This window comes from Bacillus cereus group sp. Bce019, assembly GCF_051781745.1.
GTDB lineage: Bacteria > Bacillota > Bacilli > Bacillales > Bacillaceae_G > Bacillus_A > Bacillus_A cereus.
The window spans coordinates 116,159-141,880 of the sequence record NZ_JBPWJX010000014.1 but is presented as its reverse complement, the minus strand read 5'-3'; the positions used below and the strand labels follow the sequence as shown (position 1 = coordinate 141,880).

Genomic DNA, 25,722 nt, shown 5'->3' with positions numbered 1-25,722 from the left:
GCGCTTTTTGCCTCGCAGGAAGACGCGAAGCCACCGACCATTCTAGCCGCTGGAGCTGGATAACATCTAAAAGCGGAAGCGGCTCACTCAGAATGGGAGGGGGATGGAGCTTCTGACGTAGAGGCGCTTTTTGCCTCGCAGGAAGACGCGAAGCCACCGACCATTCTAGCCGCTGGAGCTGGATAACATCTAAAAGCGGAGGCAGCTAGATTCCTCCCATCACTCAAATATAAAATCCCCTGCTTTTTAGCAGGGGATTTTATCATTGTAATTCTTCCTTCTTTTCCTCTAAAGTAGGCATTTTCTCTTTTTTCGGCTTCCCTAGCTTAATTACGAAGAAGTATAGGGAAAGCAATGTAATAAGAAAAACAATTAAAAACGGGTACGGAGAGTAAAAGGCACGCGCCGCCTCAGTCTTTCCCGCAACAAATTTCAATGACTCAATATCTAAAAACTCAGCAAACATTTGTACACCGAGCATACTAAACCAAAAAACAAAAAAACTAATAATAATACCAAAAACTTGCTTCAATCTCGTCATTCATCTCATCCTTTCTATATCTGTAATTTTTAGCGTAATAAATATAGTACAAACAAAATATTCACAGAAAGGAACTATCTCACCATTCACGAATTAACTTAATCCAACCTAACATCGAAATTTGCAAAATAATACCCCAAATTATAAGTCTTCTTAGCCATCGAGGAAAGAAGGTTAAAAATTTAACATACCATTCCAATAGCTTGTTCATAATTCCCTCCTACATAAAATTATATAGGAAAAAGGATATATAATCCAAACCCAACCAAAATGATACCACCTACTATCTCACCGTATGTACCGAGCATATCTTTCGCATGTCTCCCAATTAATAAACCAATCCACGCTAATAACATGCTAACAAATCCAAACAGTAAAATCGTAATAATTGTCTGTGCCCCATAAATACCAAGACTAAGCCCTACTGAGAAACTATCTATACTGACGCCAAATGCAAATACGAATAAACTAATTCCAATAGGGGCAGTTCTAGTCTCTTCATTTTGTAAAATGGTCGAATATACGATATAAAACCCTAGTCCGATTAATAAAATAGCACCCGCAAAATGTGCGATATCTCCATATTTCTCTGATAAAAAACGACCTAGTACCATTCCTATAAACGGCATAATAATATGAAATATCCCTATCGTCATACCAATATACAGGATTTGTCTTAACTTTAGGGGCATCATCCCCATACCAAGACTCACCGAGAACGCATCCATCCCTAAGGCGAATGCCATAATTATTAAAGGTATTAGCTGTTCAAACGTCATTCATGCCCCTCCTTGGACGTGCTACTTCACAATATGCTTATCCAAGGAGAAATATTCTGTTTGCTAATCTTACCTTATCATTCAATAATAATATGATGTCCTGCCGCTTTTGTTAAACGATTCATAATTGCATTCCCTATTCCTTCATTAGGGAATGACTCACTAAAAATAACATCCACTTCACTTGCATCAAATGTTCTAAGTACATCATATAATTTAGTCGCAACGCTAGCTAAGTCACTTCTAACACCACAAGATAATATAACATCTGCACTATATACATGCTGATACTCTTCTGTCGTTAATACGCCTACTTTAAATCCTTCTTTCTTTTTCTCATCCACAAGATGCTGAATAAACTCACGTGAGCCCTCGACAATACTAAGTGGTGCTTTCGGCGCATAATGTGTGTATTTCATTCCAGGCGATTTCGGTTTTTCCTTCTCATCCTTTAAAGCTGGATCTAAAGAAACAGTACCTATCACCGCTTCTAATTGTTCTTTCGTAATCCCACCTGGACGTAATATTGTTGGAACCGTGCTTGTACAATCAATTACAGTTGATTCAACGCCTACTCCAGTTGCACCACCATCAACAATACCTGCAATCTTCCCATTCAAATCTTCATATACGTGAGAAGCTAATGTTGGACTTGGACGCCCTGAACGATTCGCACTTGGTGCCGCAACAGGTACATTCGCCTCTTCAATAAGAGCAAGTGCAATTGGATGATCAGGCATTCTTACTCCAACCGTATTAAGTCCTGCCGTCACCTTCTCTGAAATTCCTTCTTTTCTCGGCAAAATAATTGTTAATGGTCCTGGCCAAAAATGCGCCATTAACTTCTCTGCAACTGGTGGAATTTCTTTCACAATCCCATCTAACTGAGATTTTGTACCTATGTGGACAATGAGTGGATTATCACTCGGTCTTCCTTTCGCTTCGAAAATTTTCGCGATTGCTTCATCATCCATCGCGTTTGCCCCTAACCCATATACTGTTTCCGTAGGGAAAGCAACCGCCTCATTTTCTCTTAATAACTTTGCTGCTTCTTGTAACTGTGGATAATATTTTTTTCTTTCCACAACATTATCCACAACCCACATATTTGTATGCATTTTTTTCCACGTCCTTTTCTAGCCTTAAATACTTGTCTATTTTTAGTTTACTATGAGATTTATCCAAAAGACAAACAAGGTTTATCCACAAAATGTGGATAAACCTAATTAATCCGTGGATAACTTTGTGAATAGCTGACAATTTAGTATTATTGCATTCTGCTCTTTTATATTTTTACAAAAATGTTCTAGCTGTTGAATTCCCTCTGGAACCTCATCCTTTTCTATAGTAAAAAAGTCAAAGAACTGAAAGATCGGTACAGATTGTGGATGATTTGTTAGTAAGTACAATTGTTGAACACTTTTTTCTTTCATATACTGCAAAAACATTTCAAAAAAATATAAGAAAGTCTGTTTATCCACATGTGGTGTGAATAAACAAGAACGAATAAGTACATCTTCCCCACTTTGTTCATAACCAATTACAGCTCGTATTTCTTCCGCCTCTTCCAAAATCATAAATTGTGCGTACAACTCATTTATTTTATCATCTTTTTTATTAGCTTGTCCGAAAAAAGAATGTAATCTTTCCACATCTGCTTTCGTAGCAAAATACACTTTCTTCATAATAAATCCCTCCTCATTTTTATATATGAGGAGGGATTTATTAATAGTACTATTTAGAGAATAAAGATGTAAAAGCTTCTACAATAAACAATTTAACTTCTGGCTTTTCTTCTTCCTCTTCTACTTTTACATACTCATTTTGCTGTTCTTGTTTTTTCTCCACAGGTTTCTCCACTTTTTCCACATTTTTTGTTTCTTCTTTACTTACAGGCTGCTCTTCGACTTTTGTTTCATTTTTCACTACTTTCTTTTCAGAAGCTGTTACTTTTTTTACTGCTTCCCGCTTTACAACTTTCGTTTCTTTTACCTCATCCTCTTTTTTCTCTTCTACATTTACTACTTCTTCATTATCTATTTGTTTTACTTGCTCCTCTTCAGGAGATTCAGCCTTCACAACATGTTCTTCTTTCCTTACAGCTGTACCACTTGAAAAATCTAAGAAACACATCGGTGGAAATAATACACACCACCAGTTTGCCCCTTCACCTTCCCCAATTGTAATTAAGACTGCTTCATATTCCCCTGCCGGATAAATAAAATTCCCATATACCTTTGTAGGAAACTTTACATTCTTACTAAATTTCACTTGAAATGATTCTTTACTTCCTTCTCTTTTTAACGTATTTTCCACCGTTTTCTCGATTTCTGGAATATGACTTTGAATTACTTTGCGCGCCTCTTCAAATGAAGTTAAATCCGCTACCCATCCATCAATTTGTGCTTTTACTTCATCACGCACTTTACGCTTTAATGCCTGGTCTTTATCTGAATCACTATTTGCTAAAATTCGTAATCGAACGGCCTCTTTCGGAATAACTGAAGGCCCTTTCGCATCAGCTTTCATATATCCAAACTGCACAAGTAACTGTGCACCAATTAATAGTATAAGAAGATAAGCAATAACTTGTTTTTTCATTTCCTCCACCGTCCCTTCTACAAACAGTGTGGACAGACTTTCATCTTTCTAAACTATTAAATTCAAAATCTATATGAATTTTTCCACAAAAAAATAGAGTAAGGTGTGAACCTTACTCCATCTCTGCAAATACCATACGATCTTTTCCGTTAATATCGAAAACAACCTCAACATGAGCATGTGGAAAAGCTTGTTGTAACAATCTTTTTACATCCTCACCTTGTCCTACTCCAATTTCAAACGCCACAATCGCTTTCTTCTGCAACACATTCGGCAATTCTTCCATAAAACGGCGATAGAAATCTAATCCGTCTTCACCACCAACAAGTGCTCTCTTCGGCTCATGCTCTTTCACAACAGGAGAAAGACCACGCCAATCCTCTTCCGGTATATATGGAGGATTTGAAACAACAACATCTAGCTTTTGACCCGTTTTATGAAATGGTGACAATAAATCACCGTGATAGAACGTTACTTCTGCACCTAAAGCTTTTGCATTTTCTTTTGCAACTTCAATCGACTCTTGTGCAATATCTACTGTATACACATGAAGATTTTTATTTTCTAAAGCAAGCGTAATAGAAATCGCTCCACTACCTGTACCTATATCTGCTACATGTAGTTTCTCATCACCAAAATGGCGCTCGATTCTTTCTAATACTCCCACTATAAGCTCTTCTGTTTCCGGCCTTGGTATTAATACTTCTTCATTCACAAAGAAAGACCGTCCATAAAACATTTCATAACCAATCATATATTGAATAGGAATACCTTCTACATGCTTATGGATAAACTCCGTAAAGCTTTTCTCTTGTTCCTCAGTTATTTCTTCACGCATATTCATAAGTAATCCTGTTCTGTTCACCTTTAATACATGACAAAGGACAATTTCTCCCGCATTTTCATCTCGTCCATTTTCCTGTAAAAAAGAAGAAGCCCATTTCAGGGCTTCATAGACACGCATTACTCCGCTGCCTCCATCTTTTGAGCCTGATCTTCCATCACTAAGGCATTGATGAAATCATCTAACTTACCTTGTAAGATTTGATCTAGCTTTTGAATCGTTAAACCGATTCGATGGTCTGTAACACGGTTTTGCGGGAAGTTATACGTACGAATACGCTCTGAACGATCTCCCGTACCAACAGCTTGTTTACGGTTTTGATCATACTCAGCTTGCGCTTCTTGTCTAAACTTATCATAAACACGTGCGCGTAATACTTTCATCGCTTTTTCTTTATTCTTGATCTGTGATTTCTCATCCTGACAAGATACAACTACACCAGTCGGTAAATGCGTTAAACGCACCGCTGACATCGTTGTATTAACGCTCTGTCCACCAGGTCCACTAGAAGCGAATGTATCAACACGAACATCTTTCTCATGAATATCAATTTCTACTTCTTCTGCCTCTGGTAATACAGCTACAGTTGCTGTAGATGTATGAATACGTCCACCAGATTCCGTTTCAGGAACACGTTGTACACGGTGAGCACCATTCTCGAATTTCAGCTTCGCGAAAGCACCTTTACCATTAATCATAAAGATAATCTCTTTATACCCACCTAACTCTGTATAGCTAGCCTCAATAATCTCCGTTTTCCAGCCCTGTACCTCAGCGTAACGGCTATACATACGGTATAAGTCACCAGCAAATAAAGCTGCCTCGTCTCCACCAGCAGCTCCACGAACCTCAACGATAACGTTCTTATCATCATTAGGGTCTTTTGGAACAAGTAAAATTTTCAGACGCTCTGATAATGTTTTATCTTGTGATTCTAACTCAGAAACTTCTTCTTTTACCATTTCACGCATTTCTGCGTCTAACTTATCTTCTAACATTGCTTTCGCATCTTTTAATTGCTCACGAACATCCTTATACTCACGATACACCTCTACCGTTTCCTGTATATCAGACTGTTCCTTTGAATATTCACGAAGCTTATTTGAATCACTAATAATCGCTGGATCACTTAACAATTCATTTAACTTCTCATAACGATTTTCTACAGCTTGCAAACGATCTAACACATCATTCACCTCTACATCCTAGTATCTAATACAAATAGTATATGGTACTTACTCAAAAAAACGCAAATTATATTTAAAAGCGCAAGCGGCTCGCTCAGAATCACAGGCCATTGGAGCTCTCGACCTTGAAGCGCTTTTTGCTTCGAGCGAGAGAGCGAAATGGCCGGAGATTCTAGCCGCTGGAGCTAGATAATATATTTAAAAGTGGCAGTGGCTCTTTCAGCTCTGACCAACTAAGGTTCTTTCGACCTAAAGGTGCTTTTTACCTTTCGGGCGGAAGGTTCTTAGATGCGAAGAGCTAGCCACCGGAACTAGATATATTTAAAAGCGTAAGCGGATCACACCACTCACACTCTCTATTTTGAAAAAAACCCGCCTTGCGCAGCGAGTTTTACTTATCTTTGTTTGCAGGTACTGCATGACAATGACGACAACGTGGTTCATACGATTCTGAAGCTCCAACTAAAATAATTGGATCATCAAATGCCGCTGGTTCTCCATCAATTAATCGTTGTGTACGACTTGCTGGAGATCCACATACAGAACATACTGCTTGTAGTTTTGTCACATGTTCAGCAATCGCCATCAGCTGAGGAACTTGTCCAAATGGTAGACCACGGAAATCTTGGTCTAAACCAGCTACAATGACACGATAGCCACGATTTGCCAATACTTGCACCACTTCCACAATGTCCCCATCAAAAAATTGCACCTCATCGATTGCAATAACATCCAGCTCTTCTGTAATATGTTCAAATATATCCTTTGAAGCTGAAACAGGAACTGCTTTTACCTTTAATCCGTTATGTGATACAACATCTTCTTCACTATATCGATTATCAATACATGGTTTAAATACAATTGCATGTTGTTTTGCAAATTGCGTACGGCGCACACGGCGGATTAGCTCTTCTGACTTGCCAGAAAACATACTACCGCAAATCACTTCAATCCAGCCATTTTGATTTATTAAGTACATGAAGCTCTCCTTTCATCTACTTTTCAGTTAAAAGTAGGGTAAAGGTATAATATTTTCGCAAAAAAAACAGACAAGCGAATACATACACTTGCCTGTTTTATGTTTTTATTACTTAAGACCGTATTTCTTATTGAAGCGGTCAACGCGTCCGTCTGCAGTAGCAAACTTCTGACGTCCAGTGTAGAATGGGTGAGAATCAGAACTGATCTCAACTTTTAGTAATGGATAAGTGTTACCATCTTCCCACTCAACAGTTTCGTTAGATCCTTTAGTAGATCCGCTTAAGAATTTGAAGCCTGTGTTTGTGTCCATGAATACAACTTTCTTGTAATCTGGGTGAATTCCTGCTTTCATTCTTTTCATCTCCTTCCGCCCTGAATCATTTTCGAAACAGAGTTTTTCATCTTCAGCTGCATACACAACTATATTGATGAAACACATATGATGAAATTATAACAAGGCTAACTTCATTTTGCAACTACCTGTTTTTGTCTTTTGAAATTTAAAGTGGCGGTGGCTCGCTCAGCTCTGACCAGCTAAGGTTCTTTCGCCCTAAAGGTGCTTTTTACCTTTCGGGCGGAAGGTTCTTTCACTTATTTCTCTCTTTAATATCACCTAAACAGCATAAAAAACTCGCTTACTATAAAATAAGCGAGTCTTGATTTTTTCCCTTTACTTAGTTGTTACATACCTTTTCGAGTCTGCAACAATGTTTTGTAAAAACTCTTCATTTGTCTTCGTTTGACGAAGCTTACGTAAGAAACTTTCAACAAAGTCTGGTGTATCACGCATTGTCTTACGAATGCCCCATAACTTGTCTAAATGTTCTTTTGGAATTAATAGATCTTCTTTACGTGTACCAGAACGACGAATATCAATCGCTGGGAAGATACGACGTTCAGCTAATGAACGATCTAAGTGAAGTTCCATATTTCCAGTTCCTTTAAATTCCTCGTAAATAACATCGTCCATACGTGATCCTGTATCAACAAGGGCTGTTGCTAAAATTGTTAAGCTACCGCCTTCTTCAATATTACGTGCAGCTCCAAAGAAACGCTTCGGTCTATGGAAGGCAGCTGGATCGATACCACCTGATAATGTTCTACCACTTGGTGGAATAACGAGGTTGTAAGCTCGAGCTAAACGGGTAATACTATCCATTAAAATGATAACATCTTTCTTGTGCTCTACAAGACGCATCGCACGTTCTAACACAAGCTCAGCTACTTTAATATGATTTTCTGGTACTTCATCAAAAGTAGAACTTACAACATCTCCTTTAACAGAACGTTCAATGTCTGTTACTTCCTCTGGACGCTCATCAATTAAAAGTACAATTAGTTCTGCTTCCGGATGATTTGTTGTAACACTGTGCGCGATTTCTTTTAATAGACTTGTTTTACCAGCCTTTGGAGGCGCAACAATTAAACCACGTTGTCCAAATCCAACTGGTGCGATTAAATCCATGATGCGTGTCGGTAACTTTTTCGGTTCCGTTTCCAATTTCATTTGGCGATCTGGGTATAATGGTGTTAATGCAGGGAAATGCACACGCTCTTTTGCTGAATCTGGATCATCTCCGTTTACAGCTTCAACTTGTAATAACCCAAAATAGCGTTCATTTTCTTTCGGAGGTCGTACTTTACCAGAAACCTTATCTCCATTACGTAAATCGAAACGACGAATTTGCGAAGCTGAGATATAAATATCTTCTGAGCTTGGAGAATAGTTGATAGGACGTAGGAATCCAAATCCTTCTGATTGAATAATTTCTAATACGCCTTCCATGAAAAAGAAACCTTCTTTTTCTGCTCGAGCTTTCAAAATAGAAAAAATCAGCTCTTTTTTCGTTAACTTGCTATAATACGAAATCTTAAATTCTTTCGCAAGCTCGTATAACTCTTTTAATTTCATGTTTTCTAATGCTGCAATTGACAAATTCATTCAGACACCACACTTTAACGTTATTCTCTTTTTTCATGGGTAAAGGGAAAAAATACGGAAGGCAAATAATTAATAATGAAAGGCAATAAGTTCAAGTAGGGTAATATTCACTATTGTAACCCTTTTATCTAGTTTTAATCAATACGTTGGAACACAAATACAAGAAGCGAAGACAAGAAAATTTGTCTTCGCTTCTTATTTAATTTAGTTCCAGCTCCGATAGTTAGAAAGATCGACCATTTTAACCTTTCTGAACGAGCTGCTTACGCTTTTTATTTAATCTAGCTTCAGCAGCTAGAATGGTCGGTGGCTTCACTTCTTCCTGCGAGGCAAAAAGCACCTCTACGTCAGAAGCTCCATCCCCCTCCCTTTCTGAACAAGCTGCTTACGCTTTTTACTTAATCCAGCTTCAGCAGCTAGAATGGTCGGTGGCTTCACTTCTTCCTACGAGGCAAAAAGCGCCTCTACGTCAGAAGCTCCATCCCCCTCCCATTCTGAACGAGCTGCTTACGCTTTTTATTTAATAACCAAGTTCGGTTTTTTATTTAAGCTATGACGACCATCTACGAAGCGAACTGTGCCTGATTTTGCGCGCATAACAAGGGATTGCGTTGTTCCTACGCTACCTTTAAATTGAACACCGCGTAATAGTTCTCCATCTGTTACGCCTGTTGCTGCAAAGATTGCATCGTCACCTTTTACTAAGTCCTCCATGCGAAGGATACGATTAATGTCTTCTATGCCCATTTTTTTACAACGTGCTAATTCAGCTTCGTTTTGTGGCAATAGTTTTCCGTGAATTTCTCCACCTAAACATTTTAAAGCAACTGCTGCTAATACACCTTCAGGTGCTCCACCAGATCCAAATAAAATATCTACACCTGTACGATCAAACGCTGTATTAATCGCTCCAGCTACATCTCCATCATTAATCAATTTAATGCGCGCACCAGCTTTACGAATTTCTTCGATAATTTCTTGATGACGTGGACGATTTAAAACTGTCGCTACAACATCTTCAATATCTTTATTTTTCGCTTTCGCAACTGCACGTAAGTTATCAATAATAGGCGCATCAATGTCGACCGCCCCAACTGCTTCTGGGCCAACCGCGATTTTATCCATGTACATGTCAGGGGCATGTAACAAATTACCGTGGTCTGCAATTGCAATAACAGCAAGAGCATTCCAGCCACCAGCTGCTACGATGTTTGTCCCTTCTAAAGGATCAACCGCAACGTCTACACGTGGTCCATATCCTGTACCTAATTTCTCTCCGATATATAGCATTGGTGCTTCATCCATCTCACCTTCACCAATTACAACTGTACCTTTCATCGGAATTGTATCAAATACATCACGCATAGCTGATGTTGCTGCACCGTCTGCCTCATCCTTTTTCCCGCGCCCCATCCAACGCGCTGATGATAAAGCTGCAGCCTCTGTTACACGTACTAACTCCATAGATAAACTTCTTTCCACGATAATCCCTCTCCTTTAAGCCTTTATATTTCTGCCGTATTTTGTGAACCGTGTTTTTCTATAAAGTGTACTTCCGCAAGTAGTGATGCTTCGCTTCCCCCTTGCGGAAGTATCACTTATGCGTTCTTCATTTCTTCAATTTCTTGCTTTGTCATTTGTTCTCGCCAAATGTTTGCACCAAGCCCTTTAAGCTTGTCCACTATATTCTCATAACCTCGATCAATATGCTCAAGTCCTGTTACTTCTGTAATTCCATCTGCCATTAACCCTGCAATAACAAGTGCCGCTCCTGCTCGTAAATCACTCGCCTTCACTTTTGCACCTTGCAGTAACACAGGACCAGTTACAATTGCCGAACGACCCTCTACTTTAATTTGAGCATTCATACGACGTAATTCATCAATGTGTTTGAAACGGGCACCGTAAATTGTATCTGTTACAACTCCCGTCCCGTGCGCCTTTGTTAAAAGCGTCGTAAACGGCTGTTGTAAATCCGTTGGAAAACCTGGATATACAAGCGTTTTGATATCAACTACTTTTAACTTTCTATTACCGTTCACCGTAATTTGATCATCGTTCGTTTCAACTTGAACACCAGCTTCTCTTAGCTTTGCAGTAACTGATTCTAAATGCTGAGGAATAACGTTATCAACCGTTACTTCTCCTCCTGATGCAGCTCCTAGAATCATATACGTACCAGCTTCAATACGATCTGGAATGATAGTATGGTGACAACCATGTAAAGAGTCAACACCATCTATTCGGATTACATCAGTACCAGCACCTTTAATACGTGCTCCCATGCTTGTTAACAATGTAGCTACATCAATGATCTCAGGCTCTTTCGCTGCATTTTCAATAACAGTTCTACCTTTCGCTCGTACAGCTGCTAGCATAATATTAATCGTAGCTCCTACACTAACAACATCTAAATAAATACGTGCCCCGCGTAGCTCATCTGCTCTTAAATAGATGGCACCTTGTTCATTCGTAACATGTGCACCTAGCGCTTCAAACCCTTTAATATGCTGATCAATCGGCCTCGGTCCTAAATGACATCCACCCGGAAGCCCAATAACAGCTTTTTTAAAACGGCCAAGCATTGCACCCATTAAATAATAAGAAGCGCGCAATTTTTTCACTTTTCCATTTGGCAAAGGCATTGCAACCATGTTAGAAGGATCGACTACCATCTCTTCCTCCTGTCCATAAGTTACTTTCCCTCCAATTTCCTCTAGTAAGTCTCCTAACATTTTCACGTCCGAAATATTAGGGACACCACCAATAGTTACTGGAGTATCTGCTAAAATTGTCGCTGGAATTAATGCAACGGCACTGTTCTTTGCACCACTTACTCGAATTGTTCCATTTAAAGCTCTTCCGCCCTCAATTAGCAATTTTTCCATATTGAGCTCCCTTCTTGTGAATGTATTTACTTTCTATCTTTTTATAGAAAGCTCCCCTTAAGAATCTCAATTACTCTTTCCATCCCAAAACTCAATAAATAGGAAACCATTATCTTCATTTCTCCTGTAGCACGAATAGATGAAGATCAACTATTCATCGAATTCACTTTATCAATTTAGATACGTTATCACATTTATTAATAGGACTATGCACATTATTTTCTATTTAAAAACCAAAAATGATAAAATCTTTAGACTTGTTCACGCTTTCATTATACAACGAAAGGAAACCGTCTAAAAGACTAGACGGTTTCCAAAACGGAATTTTATTCTTACGCTTTACCGTTAGAACCGAATTCGCGAATTTTACCAATAACAGTTGCTTTGATAGCGTCGCGGCCAGGTCCGATAAATTTACGAGGATCGTAAACTTCTTGGTCTTTGTTTAATACTTCACGAACAGCTTTTGTAAACTCGATTTGGTTCTCAGTGTTTACGTTGATTTTTGAAGTACCTAAAGAGATAGCTTTTTCGATATCAGCAGTTGGGATACCAGTACCACCATGTAATACTAAAGGTACGCCAGTGAAATCACGAACTTGTTCCATTTCAGCGAATCCTAAGTTAGGCTCACCTTTGTAAGGACCGTGTACAGAACCTAAAGCTGGAGCTAGGCAATCGATACCTGTTGCTTCAACAAGGTGCTTACACTCTGCTGGGTCAGCGTAAATTACGCCTTCAGCGATTACGTCGTCTTCTTGTCCGCCAACTGTTCCAAGCTCAGCTTCAACAGATACGTTACGAGCGTGTGCGTATTCTACTACTTGTTTAGTAGTTTCAACGTTTTCTTCGAATGGGTGGTGAGAAGCGTCGATCATTACAGATGTGAAACCTGCATCAATTGCTTCTTTACATTTTTCGAAGCTTGAACCATGGTCAAGGTGAATCGCTACAGGAACAGTGATGTTCATTTCTTCGATTAAAGCTTTAACCATAGCTACAACTGTTTTGAAACCAGTCATATGACGAGCTGCACCCTCAGATACACCTAGGATTACAGGAGATTTTTCTTCTTCCGCAGCAGCTAAGATAGCTTGAGTCCACTCTAAGTTGTTCATGTTGAATTGACCAACTGCGTATTTTCCTTCTAGTGCTTTGTTTAGCATTTCTTTCATAGAAACTAAAGGCATGGTGAATCCTCCTAAAAAACGTTTTTTGTATCCGATAAGTTCTTATCGCTGGTAGTATGACCAGAATAAGGTAAAATATGTATATCTACATACCGGACTTTTTTCTACACTCAATAGGATAACAACTTGTACTCAAAAACTCAACCGTATTCACCTGCACAATAGTCCATGTAAACGCTTTTTTCCATATTTTTTATAAAAAATTCATTTTTACGCCTCTACAGCGAGCTCATTTCTCACAGCTTGACGAATTTCATCAATATCAAATGGTTTAGCAAAATGCATTAAAGCTCCTAAATCTTTTGCTTCTTGGATCATATCAAGCTCTCCATAAGCAGTCATTAAAATTACTTTAATACTCTCATCAATTTCTTTTACATGCTTTAAAATCTCTATACCATCCATGCCTGGAATTTTCATATCTAACACTACTAAATCTGGATTATCTTTTTTCACGATATCTAAAGCTTGAAATCCATTCGCTGCTTGGAATGTCTGATAACCTTCTTTTTGGAACACTTCATGTAATAACACACGAATCCCATATTGATCATCAACGATTAAAATTTTACCTTCCATAATTCCCAACCTTTCTGTGTAAGTACAAGATTTAAAGCTTCTTATATCTTAACGATTTAATTTCGCTATTCTTTGGCAAATTCCTTCCTATTCTTTCTTATTTTACCGTTTCCTATTTTGTTATGCTACCCTACGATTTCACCTTTCTAAAAAAATAAATTATAATGAAAGCCGGCAAACACGTACGAAGGGAGTAACATTATGTTAAAAATTTTTTCAACTCAATTAAGTGGTTATTTCTCCAGAGTTTCTCAAAAAGAAGAAATGAATATAGAAGATAGCGCTCGTTTACTTGCTCAAGCACTAGTTGGCGATGGTTTCATTTATTTACATGGTACAAATGAAATGGAGGGCGTTGTTGCCGAGGCACTATTCGGTGCTGAACCAATGAAGCAAGCAAAACGCTTATTTGAAAATGGTAAAGAAGCAGAAGTAACCTCTGCGGATCGTGTACTTCTTATTAGCCGTTTTTCAACAGATGAAGCGGTTGTAGAAATTGCAAAAAAACTACAAGAAGAGGGACACTCTATTGTGGGCATTTCTGCTCTTCAAGAAGGTACAGAATCACTGGAACGATATACAGACGTACATATTGATACAAAACTGTTAAAAGGTCTTATTCCAGACGATGAAGGTAATCGCTACGGATTCCCAAGTTTAATAGTAGCTTTATTTGCTTATCACGGGATTAAATTTACAATCGATGAAATGTTAAATGAATATTAAAAAAAGCGCCTTATTTCAGGCGCTTTTTTTATTACTTGCTCTCTTTATTCGTAATAGAAGCTCTTACGAAGTCATGGAACAATGGTTGTGGACGGTTTGGACGAGAAACAAGTTCTGGGTGGAACTGTGCTGCCACGAACCAAGGGTGGTCTTTTATTTCAATGATTTCAACTAGACGGCCGTCTGGGCTTGTACCAGAGAATACAAATCCTTCTTTTTCCATATCCGGACGGAACTGATTGTTGAACTCATAACGATGACGATGACGCTCATATACAACCGGCTCATTATAAGCATTGTAAGCATTTGTTTCTTCAGCAAGCTTACATGGGTATAGACCAAGACGAAGTGTACCACCTAGGTCCTCTACATCTTTTTGTTCTGGTAATAAGTCGATGATTGCATATGGTGTGTCAGGGTTGATTTCAGAAGAGTTAGCACCCTCTAAACCTAATACATTACGTGCGAATTCGATTGATGCAAGTTGCATACCTAAGCAAATTCCTAAGAATGGAACTTTGTTTTCACGAGCATATTGAATCGCAACGATTTTACCTTCTACACCACGATCGCCGAAGCCACCTGGTACAAGGATACCATCTGTATCGCCAACTAATTCTTTTACGTTTTCTGCTGTTACGTGCTCAGCATTTACCCATTTTACTTCTACATCTGTGTCGAATGAGTAACCAGCATGACGAAGTGCTTCTACAACAGAAATATAAGCATCTTGAAGTTCTACATATTTACCAACAAGAGCGATTTTTGTTTTCTTAGAAAGATTACGCACTTTGTTAACTAGAGCAGTCCACTCTGTCATATCTGCAGCTGGATTGTCTAATTTTAAGTGGTCACAAACGATTTGGTCCATGTTTTGTTCTTGAAGAGATAATGGAACCGCATATAAAGTATCTGCATCGCGAGCTTCGATAACTGCTTTTGTATCAATGTCACAGAATAATGCAAGCTTGTCTTTCATATCTTGAGAAACAGGCATTTCTGTACGAACAACGATAATGTTTGGTTGAATACCTAAGCTACGAAGTTCTTTAACACTATGTTGTGTTGGTTTTGTCTTCATTTCACCCGCTGCTTTTAAGTACGGGATTAACGTACAGTGAATGTACATTACATTGTCACGACCGATGTCGCTCTTAATTTGACGGATTGCTTCTAAGAATGGTAGAGACTCGATGTCACCAACAGTTCCACCGATTTCTGTAATAACAACATCCGCATTTGTTTCACGACCAGAACGATATACGCGTTCTTTAATTTCGTTAGTAATGTGAGGAATAACTTGAACTGTTCCTCCTAAATATTCACCGCGACGCTCTTTTTGAAGAACTGAAGAGTAAATTTTACCTGTTGTTACGTTGCTGTATTTGTTTAAGTTAATGTCGATAAAACGCTCATAGTGACCAAGGTCTAAGTCAGTTTCTGCGCCATCATCTGTTACGAATACCTCACCGTGTTGATATGGGCTCATAGTCCCTGGGTCTACGTTAATGTATGGATCAAACTTTTGAATCGTTACGTTTAAACCACGATTTTTTAAAAGTCTTCCAAGAGATGCTGCTGTAATACCTTTTCCTAAAGACGATACTACACCGCCTGTTACAAAAATATACTTAGTCATGAAAAAGCTCCCTTCTATTTTGCTGTTATATAATCACCGTTGCAAAGCGCAACGTATGTAGATAACACTGTATCCATCTTATTGTTAGACTCTTTTTATTTTCTAAACAAAAAACAAAAAAGAAAATTGCTCCCCTCATCACAAAAAGTAATAAGTAGGGAGCAATTTTCTTTTATATTTACACTTTAAAAGTATTATCGTCCTTTTTTAAAGAGCCCAAAAATGATTCTACATGGACGATAATGAAAAGTCAAGAACTACAGTTCTTCCTCTTCTTCTTCTTCAGTTTCGTCATACTCAAGTTCTTCTTCAGCGAAGTCGTCGTCATCTTCATCTAAATCATCAAGATCGTCGTCATCTCCGTCTTCTTCTTCAAGAACCTTGTCCAAATCTTCTACATCATCATCTTCGTCTTCAATTACGTCTGCATCGTCGAAGTCATCTTCTTCAATGTAGTCGTCAAAACCGTCTTCTTCAACTTTACGTTTCTTCTTCGGTTTTGGTTGAGGCAAGATTTCTTCATCAATTTGCTCGTATGGGTACCAGCTGCGTAGCCCCCAACGATTTTCTCCTAAATTAATGAAACGCCCATCGATGTTTAAGTCTGTATAAAATTGTGCGATTTTCGCATTAACTTGCTCTTGAGATAGTCCCAGCACTTGAGCGATTTCTTGAACCAACTCGTTGAATGTCGTTGCTTGTTTTTTATCCCCTAAAACGCTATGTACAACTTCAATCATTGAACATTCTTTTAGCTCTTCTGGTGAATATTGCTTAAAATCCACTTATGCGGCACTTCCTTTCATCAAATATAACCTTATATATAACGGCCTGCTTAAAAAAATCCATACTATTCATTATAAACAAAAGTCGCACAAATATGCTACAAAAAAAACGGGAAACTTTTATAAGGTAGTAAAATTATAATTTGTCTGTTCCTTATTTCGGAAGCATATGGGCCCCTTGCAATACATACCTAATTTGCATTTCTGTATATTCTTCGAGCGTATACAGTTTTTGCAGCGCCCAGCGTCTAAATCCCCACATCTGTCCTTGTATAAAAATATTATGGGCAAGAAGCTGTATTTCTTTTTTATTTAATGTAAATGTTCCATTTTCCGTACACTGTTCTAAAATATTCTCGAACATTCCTACCATTTGAAACTCCTTTTCTAATACATACGGAAGTGATTCTTTCGGTAAAAAGCGTACCTCTTGATACATTATCAATACTTCTTCCTGTAATTCGTCCATCACTTTAAAGTAATTCGTTATTGCTATCTTTAAACTTTCTACACTCCCTTTTTCTGTACAAACTACTTCCTCTAATCTTTCTTTTACATGTTCATAAATACTATCACAAACTAAATACAAAACATCATCTTTTGTACGAATGTACTCATAAAGTGTCCCTATACTAAATCCAGCCGCTTTTGCAATTTCTCTCGTTGTTGTACGTGGAAATCCTTTTTGTTTAAACAGTTGCACCGCACCTTTAATCATTTGCTCACGTCTTAACGCAACTAATTTTTCATCTTTCACCGATGCATGTACATTATGTTTAACCATTCCCTTCACCTCTCTCTATTATTTTTTGGAAGGAAAAAGCGTAGGAAAATACCTACGCTTTCGTTCCTACTTCGTTAACATACGAGAAATTACAAGCCTCTGAATCTCTTGTGTTCCTTCATATATTTGTGTAATTTTTGCATCTCGCATATAACGCTCTACTGGATAATCTTTCGTATAACCGTAACCACCAAATACTTGCACCGCTTCAGTCGTCACCCTCATCGCTGTATCTCCTGCAAATACTTTTGACATCGCTGACTCTTTTCCATACGGAAGCCCTTCTGATTCAAGCCAAGCCGCTTGATATGTTAAAAGGCGTGCCGCTTCTACATCTGTTGCCATATCCGCAAGTTTAAAGCCAATCCCTTGCTGCGCCGCAATTGGTTTTCCAAATTGATGGCGCTCCCTTGCATATTCTACAGAAGCATCTAAAGCCCCTTGTGCAATACCAACAGCTTGCGCCGCAATACCGTTACGACCTCCATCTAATGTTTGCATCGCAACTTTAAACCCTTGCCCCTCTTTTCCAAGTAGATTCTCTACAGGAATACGGCAATCTTCAAACATAATTTCAGTCGTTGGTGAAGAGCGAATCCCTAGCTTGCTCTCCTTCTTCCCAACTGAAAATCCCGGTGTATCACTTTCTACAATAAATGCACTCGTACCGCGCTGCTTTGATTCAGGATCAGTTAGCGCAAAAACAACATAAATATCAGCAATACCGCCATTTGTAATGAAAATTTTTGATCCATTTAAAATATAATGGTCTCCATCTCTCTTTGCGATTGTCTTCATTCCACCAGCATTCGATCCAGATCCTGGCTCAGTTAAGCCGTATGCACCAATTTTCTTTCCTTCAGCCATCGGTCGTAAAAACTTTTGCTTTTGCTCTTCCGTCCCAAATTTAAAAATTGGCCATCCCGCAAGTGAAGTATGCGCGGACAGTGTTACGCCTGTTGAAGCACAAACGCGGGATAATTCTTCAATAGCGATTACGTACGCTAAGTAATCGCTTCCAATTCCACCGTACTCTTCAGGCCACGGAATACCGGTTAAACCAAGCTCTGCCATTTGATCAAATAATTCTCGATCAAATCGCTCTTCCTCATCACGCTCAGCTGCTGTTGGTGCCACTTCATTTTTAGCAAAATCTCGAACCATTTTTCTTATCATTTCATGTTCTTCTGATAGTTTAAAATGCATCTCCGTCTCCCCCTTGCCCTTTTATAAAGCACGGCTAATAACAAGTTTCTGTATTTCACTTGTTCCTTCATATATTTGCGTGATTTTCGCATCACGGAAAAATCGTTCTACTGGATAGTCTTTCGTATAACCGTAACCACCAAAAACTTGCACCGCCTCAATCGCGACTTCAACCGCTGTCTTAGAAGCAAATAATTTCGCAATAGATGCTTCTTTACCACATGGTAATCCCTGTGCCCTAAGAGATGCCGCTCTATATACGAGTAACCTTGCTGCTTCGACACTTGTTGCCATATCTGCAAGCTTGAAGCCAATCCCTTGCTGCGCCGCAATTGGCTTCCCGAATTGCTCTCTTTCTTTTGCATAATCAATTGCACAGCCAAGCGCCGCTTCAGCAATTCCTAACGCCTGCGCACCGATTCCAATTCGCCCAACATCTAAATTCGCCATTGCCACCTTAAATCCTTGTCCTTCTTCCCCAAGTAAATTCTCAGCTGGCACTTTCATATCTTCAAAAGTAAGTTGTACTGTACGAGAACCGAGAAGTCCCATCTTATGTTCATCTTTTCCAATGATTAAACCAGGTGTATCTTTCTCTACTATAAATGCAGAAATACCACTTTTTCCTGCCTCTGGATTTGTAGAAGCGAATACAATGTATGTACTTGCTTCACCACCATTTGTAATAAACACTTTCGATCCATTAATAATATAATGATCACCTTTTTTCACAGCTCTTGATTTCAAACTCCCTGCATCTGATCCTGCATTTGGCTCTGTTAAAGCAAATGCACCTAAATATTCCCCGGTTGCAAGTTTAGAAACATATTTTTTCTTCTGTTCTTCTGTTCCGAAATATAAAATCGGATTCATTCCAACTGACGTATGTACAGCTAAAATTACACCAACTGTTGCACTTACCTTTGAGATTTCCTCAATTGCTAGAATGTAAGATATAAAGTCCATTTCTGCCCCACCGTATTTTGCAGGCGCTGGAATACCCATTAATCCAAGCTCACCCATCTTTTGCAAAATCTCTTTCGGGAACACCCCTTGTTCCATACTAGGAACAAAGGGAGCTATTTCCTTCTGTGCAAAATCCCGAACCATTTTCCTCATCATTTGCTGCTCTTCATTAAAACGAAAGTTCATATATTCCGCCTCCATTTGCTATATATCCTTTAAATAATTTGGTAAGACCACTATGTTGTAACAAAGGGGGCATTTATTCGTAAACGTAGAATCCACGACCTGTTTTACGCCCTAACCATCCTGCATTCACATACTTACGTAATAACGGACATGGGCGATATTTACTATCTCCTAATCCTTCATGCAACACTTCCATAATGTATAAACACGTATCTAAACCGATAAAATCGGCGAGTGTCAAAGGCCCCATCGGATGGTTCATACCAAGCTTCATGACTTCATCAATTGCTTCTTTCGTCGCTACACCTTCATATAACGTATAAATTGCTTCGTTAATCATCGGTAGCAAAATACGATTTGATACAAAACCTGGGAAATCATTCACTTCAACTGGTACTTTCCCAATTTTTTTCGTAATATCTTCAATTGCTTCATATACCGCATCATCGGTAGCCAAACCACGAATAATCTCAACAAGCTTCATAACTGGAACTGGATTCATAAAGTGCATACCGATTACTTTTTCCGGACGCTTCGTTACCGCTGCAATTTCTGTAATTGGCAGAGATGACGTATTCGTTGCTAAAATTGCGTGTTTTGGAGCAATTTCATCTAGATTCGCAAAGATTTTCTTTTTAATATCCATTTTCTCAACAGCTGCTTCAATAATAAGATCCGCTTCTTTCACACAATCTAAATCAAGCGTTACTGTAAGACGATTTAATGTGGCTTCCTTCTCTTCTTCCTTCATACGTCCTTTTTCTACTTGGCGTGCTAAGTTTTTCGTAATGATAGCCAATCCTCTATCTAATTGCTCTTGCTTTAAATCTTGTACCTTCACGTCATATCCTGCCATTGCACATACTTGTGCAATTCCTGATCCCATTTGCCCTGCACCAATTACAACAATGTTTTGTACACCCATTTTTTCTTCCCCCTTAATTGTTAATAAATTTTATACCCTCGAACTTTAATTAGTGAACTTCAATCATCACTGCGTCCCCTTGACCGCCACCGCTACAAATCGAAGCAATTCCAATTCCACCGCCGCGCTGCTTAAGTGCATGGATTAGTGTAACGATAATGCGCGCTCCGCTTGCTCCAATTGGATGTCCCATCGCTACCGCGCCGCCATTTACATTCAATTTTTCCGGATCAATTCCTGCGATTTCTGTACTTGCAATTGCTACCGCTGCAAAGGCTTCATTAATCTCGAATAAATCAATGTCTTCAATTGTCTTTCCTGTTTTTTCAAGCAATGCGTTAATTGCATAACCTGGAGTTCTTGGGAAATCTTTAGATTCCACTGCAATTGCTGTATGCGCCAAAATTGTCGCTAATGGCTTTCTTCCTTCTTGCTTCGCTCTGTCTTCGCTCATTAATACAAGTGCGGCACCACCATCGTTTAGTCCCGGTGCATTACCAGCTGTCACCGTCGCTGTCTTATCAAATACAGGTTTTAACTTTGCTAACTTTTCAATCGTTGTATCTTCACGTGGCGCCTCATCCTTTGCAACGACAATAGGATCGCCTTTTCTTTGCGGAATCGTTACTGGCACGATTTCCTCTTCAAAACGCCCTTCTTTATGCGCTGAAACCGCACGCTGATGGCTACGATATGCCCATTCATCTTGCGCTTCGCGAGAAATTCCATCTTCCTTTGCAACTTCTCCGCCATAAACGCCCATGTGTGTACCTGAAAATGCGCATGTTAAACCGTCAGCAACGTTTAAATCAATAACTTCGTTGTTGCCCATTCTGTATCCCCATCTTGCTCCACGTAAAATGTAAGGACTGTTACTCATCGACTCCATACCGCCAGCTACAATCAGTGATTGATCGCCAGTACGAATAATCTGATCCGCTAACGTAACCGCACGAAGCCCTGATGCACAAACTTTGTTCACTGTTTCCGTCTGCACTTCCCAAGGGATTCCAGCAGCCCTCGCAGCTTGGCGCGATGGAATTTGTCCCTGCCCACCTTGAATAACCGTTCCAAATATAACTTCTTCAACATCACTAGCCGCAACATTTGCTCTTTCAAGTGCTGCTTTAATTGCAATTCCTCCAAGTTCCGTCGCTTTTACATCTTTTAAAGATCCTCCAAATTTTCCAACTGGTGTTCTTGCAGCACTTAAAATAACTGTTTTACTCATGTTTCTTTCCCCCATTTCATTTTTTAACACTGAGCGCTCGCTCGGTATCCCTACGTTGAGAAGAGGTGCAATCATTGCACCTCTTTCTAAAGTTGTATACATTCTTACAAACTACATCGCTTCTTTTTTCTGCCCGATAACAGATCGTTCTAAAATCTCTGTCACATCAAGAGTTTGAACTTTCTCTTCTACCTCTTTCGCTTTCGTTCCATCACTAATCATCGTTAAGCAATATGGACAACCTGTACCGATAATGGATGGCTGTACAGCTAATGCTTGTTCTGTACGAGCAACGTTAATACGAGAACCTGTTGTTTCTTCCATCCACATTAAGCCACCACCTGCGCCACAGCACATTCCCGTTTCACGATTACGTGCCATTTCTACAAGATTCAATCCAGGAATCGCTTTCAAAATGTCACGTGGCGCTTCGTACACTTCGTTGTATCTTCCTAAATAACAGGAATCATGGTACGTAACTGTTTCTTCAATAGCGTGAACAGGCTTTAAGCGCCCTTCTTTCACCCACTGAGCTAACAGTTCTGTATGATGATAGACTTCTGCTTGCAAGCCAAAGTCCGGATACTCATTTTTAAATGTGTTATAAGCATGAGGATCAATCGTAACGATTTTCTTCACTCCTGCCTTTTCAAATTCTTCGATATTCTTTGTCGCCATCTCTTGGAATACAAATTCATTTCCGAGGCGGCGTGGTGTATCTCCAGAATTCTTTTCTTTATTACCGAGAATTGCGAATGAAATGCCTGCTTCGTTCATTAACTTCGCAAACGATATCGCAATCTTCTGACTACGATTGTCGTATGATCCCATTGAACCAACCCAGAATAAATACTCGAATTCCTCCCCAGCTTTTGATTTTTCTTTTACAGTTGGAACTGTTACTTCGTCATCACCTTGGCGCCATGTTTCACGCTCTTTACGGTTCAGACCCCACGGATTCCCTTGACGCTCGATATTTGTCATCGCGCGTTGTGCTTCCGCGTCCATTTTTCCTTCTGTTAAAACGAGATATCGACGTAAATCAATAATTTTGTCAACATGCTCATTCATAACTGGGCATTGATCTTCACAGTTACGACACGTTGTACATGCCCAAATCTCTTCTTCTGTAATAACATCTCCGATTAAACTCGGATCGTAAGCAAGCGTTGTAGACGCTGATTCTTGTTGTCCTTTTCCAGCTGCCATCATCGCTAACTGATTTCCTTGTGTATTATTGAAGGCAACTACTGGAACCCACGGTGCTTTTGATGTTACCGCAGCTCCTTTATCAGTTAAATGATCGCGAAGTTTTAAAATTAAGTCCATCGGCGATAACATTTTTCCTGTTCCTGTTGCCGGACACATATTTGTACAACGACCACACTCTACACAAGCGTATAAGTCAATAAGTTGATTTTGTCTAAAGTCTTCAATTTTACCAACACCAAATGTTTCTTGCGTTTCATCTTCAAAATCAATCTTTTCAAGCTTCCCTGGGTTTGAAAGACGACCGAAGAATACATTAGCTGGTCCTGCAATTAAATGCGCATGTTTTGATTGTGGAACATACACTAAAAACGTTAACAAAATTAGTAAATGCACCCACCAAGAAAAATAGAACACTGAAATGGCTACGGTTTCATTTATCCCGCTAAAAACGTAAGCGATTGCAGAAGCGATTGGTTCACTCCATGAAAGCTCCTCGCCATGCCATATAAGTCCCATACCGTTACCAAGTAGTACAGAAATCATTAAGCCCCCGATAAAGATAAGAACAAGACCTGATTTGAAGTTACGTTTTAAACGAACAAGCTTTTCTACATAACGTCTATGAAAAGCCCAAAATACTGCAATTAAAATAACAAGTGTGACAATTTCCTGGAAGAATGTAAATGCAGGGTATAGTGGTCCAAGTGGAAGATGTGATCCTGGTGCGAGTCCTTTCCAAACGAAGTCAATTGCTCCAAATTGGACAAGAATAAATCCATAAAAGAACATAACGTGAATGATGCCGCTTTTCTTATCTTTCAGCAGCTTTTTCTGACCGAAAACATTGACCTTAAGGAGATCCCAACGCTCTTTAAAACGACGGTCAAATTCAATTTTTTTCCCTAATTGTATGTAGGCCATTCTCGTCCGTATAAGATATACAAACAAATATCCTGCATAAGCAATAACAGCAATGGCAGCCAGCCAATTAATGATCAGTAAGCTATTCATTTTTATGCTACCCCTCTCTTTGTAAGCCCTCTTTCTTTTTTGAATCTTCAAAAATATATAATTTTCTGAATTATATCCCCTATCCCCATTATATAATGAGTGAGCATTCAGTCAACAGTTTTTTGTTATAGAACAACACATTTTTTCATAAAGCTGTTTATTTCGGTGAAACTATAAAGTGAAACTTTAATCAGTGCAACATACTATCCTATAATGAAATTTATAATAACAGCCGTGCTACCCGTATCATTTGTAACACACTGAAGGTGAAAAGAATGCGAAGGAGGGAATTCACTGATGCTCTACTTATCTCTTTTGTTAATATCCGTTGCTCTTTGGATTACAATTGACCTTTCATACGGGCGACTTCTTCATTTAAAACGAGTAAGCCCTCGCACTTTCCCTTTACGTCAAAGTGATTTTCACCTTTATACATACGGGAAAGATTTATATGATGCTTTATTTACTGATATAAAACAAGCACAGCATCACATTCATATTTTATTCTTCATTGTAAAAAACGATAAAATCAGTCGTGAATTTTTAAAATTGCTGATTGATAAGGCTCAGGAAGGAATTGAAGTACGACTTTTACTTGATCGATTTGGCAGCCATTCTTTATCAAACGAAGCTATTCGCTCCCTGCAAAAACATGGTATATCTTTTTCATTTTGTCATAAGGTAAAATTTCCTCTGCCTTTCTTTTCTGCTAATCAAAGAAATCATAGGAAAATTACAGTGATTGATGGGAAAACCGGCTATATCGGGGGATTTAATATCGGCGAAGAGTATCTAGGGCATAATGAATATTTAGGATTATGGCGAGACTATCATTTACGTCTTACAGGAGAAGGGGTTCAAGATTTACAAAAGCAATTTTTGCATGACTGGTTTGATGATACGAAACAGAATTTATTAGATGCTTCTCTTTATTTTCCAAAACAAAACCCAGGTGCCATCCTGCATCAATTTATTCCGACTGATGGGGCTTATTTACAGCATACTTTTTTACATTTAATTAACGGGGCAAAAAAAGAAATCTGTATCGGTACACCATATTTCATTCCTGGAAAAAAAATTATGAATGCCTTATTAAAAGCAAGAGAAAGAGGGGTTCAAATCACAATCCTTGTTCCAGAAAAAGCTGATCACCCTCTTGTTCGAGAAGCCAAATTTCCGTACTGCCGAAAATTAATACAGGCTGGTTGCAATATTTATGCATTTCAACAAGGTTTTTTTCACGCCAAAATTATTATAGTAGACGATGATATTTGCGATATCGGAACAGCAAACTTTGATATGAGAAGTTTATATATTAACCATGAAATAAACTGCCTGTTATATAATAAACATTTCATTCAAACAGTAAAAAATAAATTCCATGAAGATCTAGAAAATGCATCCGTACTTTCCTATAGCGATGTAAACCCGACTTCTCTTATCAATAGAGGAAAGGAATGGATTGGAACAATGCTTGCTTTCTTTTTATAGGAAAGACAATGAATGCAAGGGGTGTATT

At 38.8% G+C, this 25,722-nt stretch carries 25 protein-coding genes; 2 read left to right on the top strand and 23 right to left on the bottom strand.

The features are described from left to right. Window positions 1–262: 262 nt before the first annotated feature. From ACS2QP_RS18905 to spo0F, 15 genes are all read right to left on the bottom strand, one after another. On the bottom strand, window positions 263–541 hold the full coding sequence (locus ACS2QP_RS18905; protein WP_000197472.1) for a DUF3935 domain-containing protein: 279 nt from the start codon (window positions 539–541) through the stop codon (window positions 263–265). A gap of 79 nt (window positions 542–620) precedes the next feature. Beyond that, window positions 621–752: a hypothetical protein gene (locus ACS2QP_RS18900; protein ID WP_001037634.1), complete on the bottom strand. Its 132-nt coding sequence runs from the start codon at window positions 750–752 to the stop codon at window positions 621–623. 19 nt (window positions 753–771) lie between these two features. After that, window positions 772–1,320, bottom strand: a complete 549-nt coding sequence (locus tag ACS2QP_RS18895) for a manganese efflux pump MntP (protein ID WP_000142475.1) — start codon at window positions 1,318–1,320, stop codon at window positions 772–774. Between the two features lie 77 nt (window positions 1,321–1,397). Then, entirely contained in the window at window positions 1,398–2,438 is a 1,041-nt protein-coding gene (locus tag ACS2QP_RS18890) for an L-threonylcarbamoyladenylate synthase (protein WP_000557353.1), read from the bottom strand. A gap of 108 nt (window positions 2,439–2,546) precedes the next feature. Continuing rightward, window positions 2,547–3,005, bottom strand: a complete 459-nt coding sequence (locus ACS2QP_RS18885; RefSeq protein WP_000758437.1) for a mechanosensitive ion channel protein — start codon at window positions 3,003–3,005, stop codon at window positions 2,547–2,549. Window positions 3,006–3,054: 49 nt separating this feature from the next. Next, complete coding sequence (spoIIR, locus tag ACS2QP_RS18880; protein ID WP_243821144.1) at window positions 3,055–3,921, bottom strand: stage II sporulation protein R; 867 nt, start codon at window positions 3,919–3,921, stop codon at window positions 3,055–3,057. A 112-nt stretch (window positions 3,922–4,033) separates the two neighbouring features. After that, on the bottom strand, window positions 4,034–4,885 hold the full coding sequence (prmC, locus tag ACS2QP_RS18875) for a peptide chain release factor N(5)-glutamine methyltransferase (protein WP_001267065.1): 852 nt from the start codon (window positions 4,883–4,885) through the stop codon (window positions 4,034–4,036). Then, complete coding sequence (prfA, locus tag ACS2QP_RS18870) at window positions 4,885–5,952, bottom strand: peptide chain release factor 1 (protein ID WP_000887064.1); 1,068 nt, start codon at window positions 5,950–5,952, stop codon at window positions 4,885–4,887. The genes prmC and prfA overlap by 1 nt, the downstream gene beginning before the upstream one ends. 391 nt (window positions 5,953–6,343) lie before the next feature. Beyond that, a complete protein-coding gene (locus ACS2QP_RS18865) occupies window positions 6,344–6,931 on the bottom strand; it encodes a thymidine kinase (RefSeq protein ID WP_000280859.1) in 588 nt (195 codons plus the stop codon). 108 nt (window positions 6,932–7,039) lie between these two features. Next, entirely contained in the window at window positions 7,040–7,285 is a 246-nt protein-coding gene (locus ACS2QP_RS18860) for a type B 50S ribosomal protein L31 (RefSeq protein ID WP_000643433.1), read from the bottom strand. A 318-nt stretch (window positions 7,286–7,603) separates the two neighbouring features. After that, window positions 7,604–8,875, bottom strand: a complete 1,272-nt coding sequence (gene rho, locus ACS2QP_RS18855; RefSeq protein ID WP_001053903.1) for a transcription termination factor Rho — start codon at window positions 8,873–8,875, stop codon at window positions 7,604–7,606. Window positions 8,876–9,391: 516 nt separating this feature from the next. Further along, window positions 9,392–10,357 (bottom strand): class II fructose-bisphosphatase, encoded by a 966-nt coding sequence (gene glpX, locus ACS2QP_RS18850; protein WP_000442340.1) that lies wholly within the window; start codon window positions 10,355–10,357, stop codon window positions 9,392–9,394. A 116-nt stretch (window positions 10,358–10,473) separates the two neighbouring features. Next, complete coding sequence (gene murA, locus ACS2QP_RS18845) at window positions 10,474–11,763, bottom strand: UDP-N-acetylglucosamine 1-carboxyvinyltransferase (protein ID WP_000413254.1); 1,290 nt, start codon at window positions 11,761–11,763, stop codon at window positions 10,474–10,476. 332 nt (window positions 11,764–12,095) lie between these two features. Then, window positions 12,096–12,953: a class II fructose-bisphosphate aldolase gene (locus tag ACS2QP_RS18840; RefSeq protein WP_001131855.1), complete on the bottom strand. Its 858-nt coding sequence runs from the start codon at window positions 12,951–12,953 to the stop codon at window positions 12,096–12,098. A 210-nt stretch (window positions 12,954–13,163) separates the two neighbouring features. Further along, on the bottom strand, window positions 13,164–13,532 hold the full coding sequence (gene spo0F, locus ACS2QP_RS18835) for a sporulation initiation phosphotransferase Spo0F (RefSeq protein ID WP_000398594.1): 369 nt from the start codon (window positions 13,530–13,532) through the stop codon (window positions 13,164–13,166). Window positions 13,533–13,733: 201 nt separating this feature from the next. Between spo0F and ACS2QP_RS18830 the strand changes: the two genes are divergently transcribed. Beyond that, entirely contained in the window at window positions 13,734–14,258 is a 525-nt protein-coding gene (locus ACS2QP_RS18830) for a DUF2529 domain-containing protein (protein WP_000912402.1), read from the top strand. A 31-nt stretch (window positions 14,259–14,289) separates the two neighbouring features. Here the strand turns inward: ACS2QP_RS18830 and pyrG are convergent, their stop codons facing one another. The 8 genes from pyrG to ACS2QP_RS18790 form a co-directional block, all read right to left on the bottom strand. Continuing rightward, a complete protein-coding gene (gene pyrG, locus ACS2QP_RS18825) occupies window positions 14,290–15,897 on the bottom strand; it encodes a CTP synthase (protein WP_000170459.1) in 1,608 nt (535 codons plus the stop codon). Window positions 15,898–16,154: 257 nt separating this feature from the next. Then, window positions 16,155–16,682, bottom strand: coding sequence for a DNA-directed RNA polymerase subunit delta (rpoE, locus tag ACS2QP_RS18820; protein WP_113303002.1), 528 nt, complete (start codon window positions 16,680–16,682; stop codon window positions 16,155–16,157). Between the two features lie 154 nt (window positions 16,683–16,836). Next, the gene (locus tag ACS2QP_RS18815) at window positions 16,837–17,466 is read right to left on the bottom strand and encodes a TetR/AcrR family transcriptional regulator (protein WP_000238605.1); all 630 of its coding nucleotides are present in this window, start codon (window positions 17,464–17,466) and stop codon (window positions 16,837–16,839) included. A gap of 66 nt (window positions 17,467–17,532) precedes the next feature. Beyond that, the gene (gene acdA, locus ACS2QP_RS18810; RefSeq protein WP_431148960.1) at window positions 17,533–18,672 is read right to left on the bottom strand and encodes an acyl-CoA dehydrogenase AcdA; all 1,140 of its coding nucleotides are present in this window, start codon (window positions 18,670–18,672) and stop codon (window positions 17,533–17,535) included. A 21-nt stretch (window positions 18,673–18,693) separates the two neighbouring features. Continuing rightward, entirely contained in the window at window positions 18,694–19,824 is a 1,131-nt protein-coding gene (locus ACS2QP_RS18805) for an acyl-CoA dehydrogenase (RefSeq protein WP_001011179.1), read from the bottom strand. Window positions 19,825–19,897: 73 nt separating this feature from the next. Next, window positions 19,898–20,749: a 3-hydroxybutyryl-CoA dehydrogenase gene (locus tag ACS2QP_RS18800; RefSeq protein WP_000538875.1), complete on the bottom strand. Its 852-nt coding sequence runs from the start codon at window positions 20,747–20,749 to the stop codon at window positions 19,898–19,900. Between the two features lie 49 nt (window positions 20,750–20,798). Then, a complete protein-coding gene (locus ACS2QP_RS18795) occupies window positions 20,799–22,082 on the bottom strand; it encodes an acetyl-CoA C-acetyltransferase (protein WP_002026635.1) in 1,284 nt (427 codons plus the stop codon). Between the two features lie 9 nt (window positions 22,083–22,091). Then, window positions 22,092–24,203: a (Fe-S)-binding protein gene (locus ACS2QP_RS18790; RefSeq protein ID WP_326263343.1), complete on the bottom strand. Its 2,112-nt coding sequence runs from the start codon at window positions 24,201–24,203 to the stop codon at window positions 22,092–22,094. 297 nt (window positions 24,204–24,500) lie between these two features. Here ACS2QP_RS18790 and cls point away from each other — a divergent pair, with 297 nt between their 5' ends. Then, on the top strand, window positions 24,501–25,694 hold the full coding sequence (gene cls / locus ACS2QP_RS18785) for a cardiolipin synthase (protein ID WP_153582673.1): 1,194 nt from the start codon (window positions 24,501–24,503) through the stop codon (window positions 25,692–25,694). The last annotated feature ends 28 nt before the right edge of the window (window positions 25,695–25,722 follow it).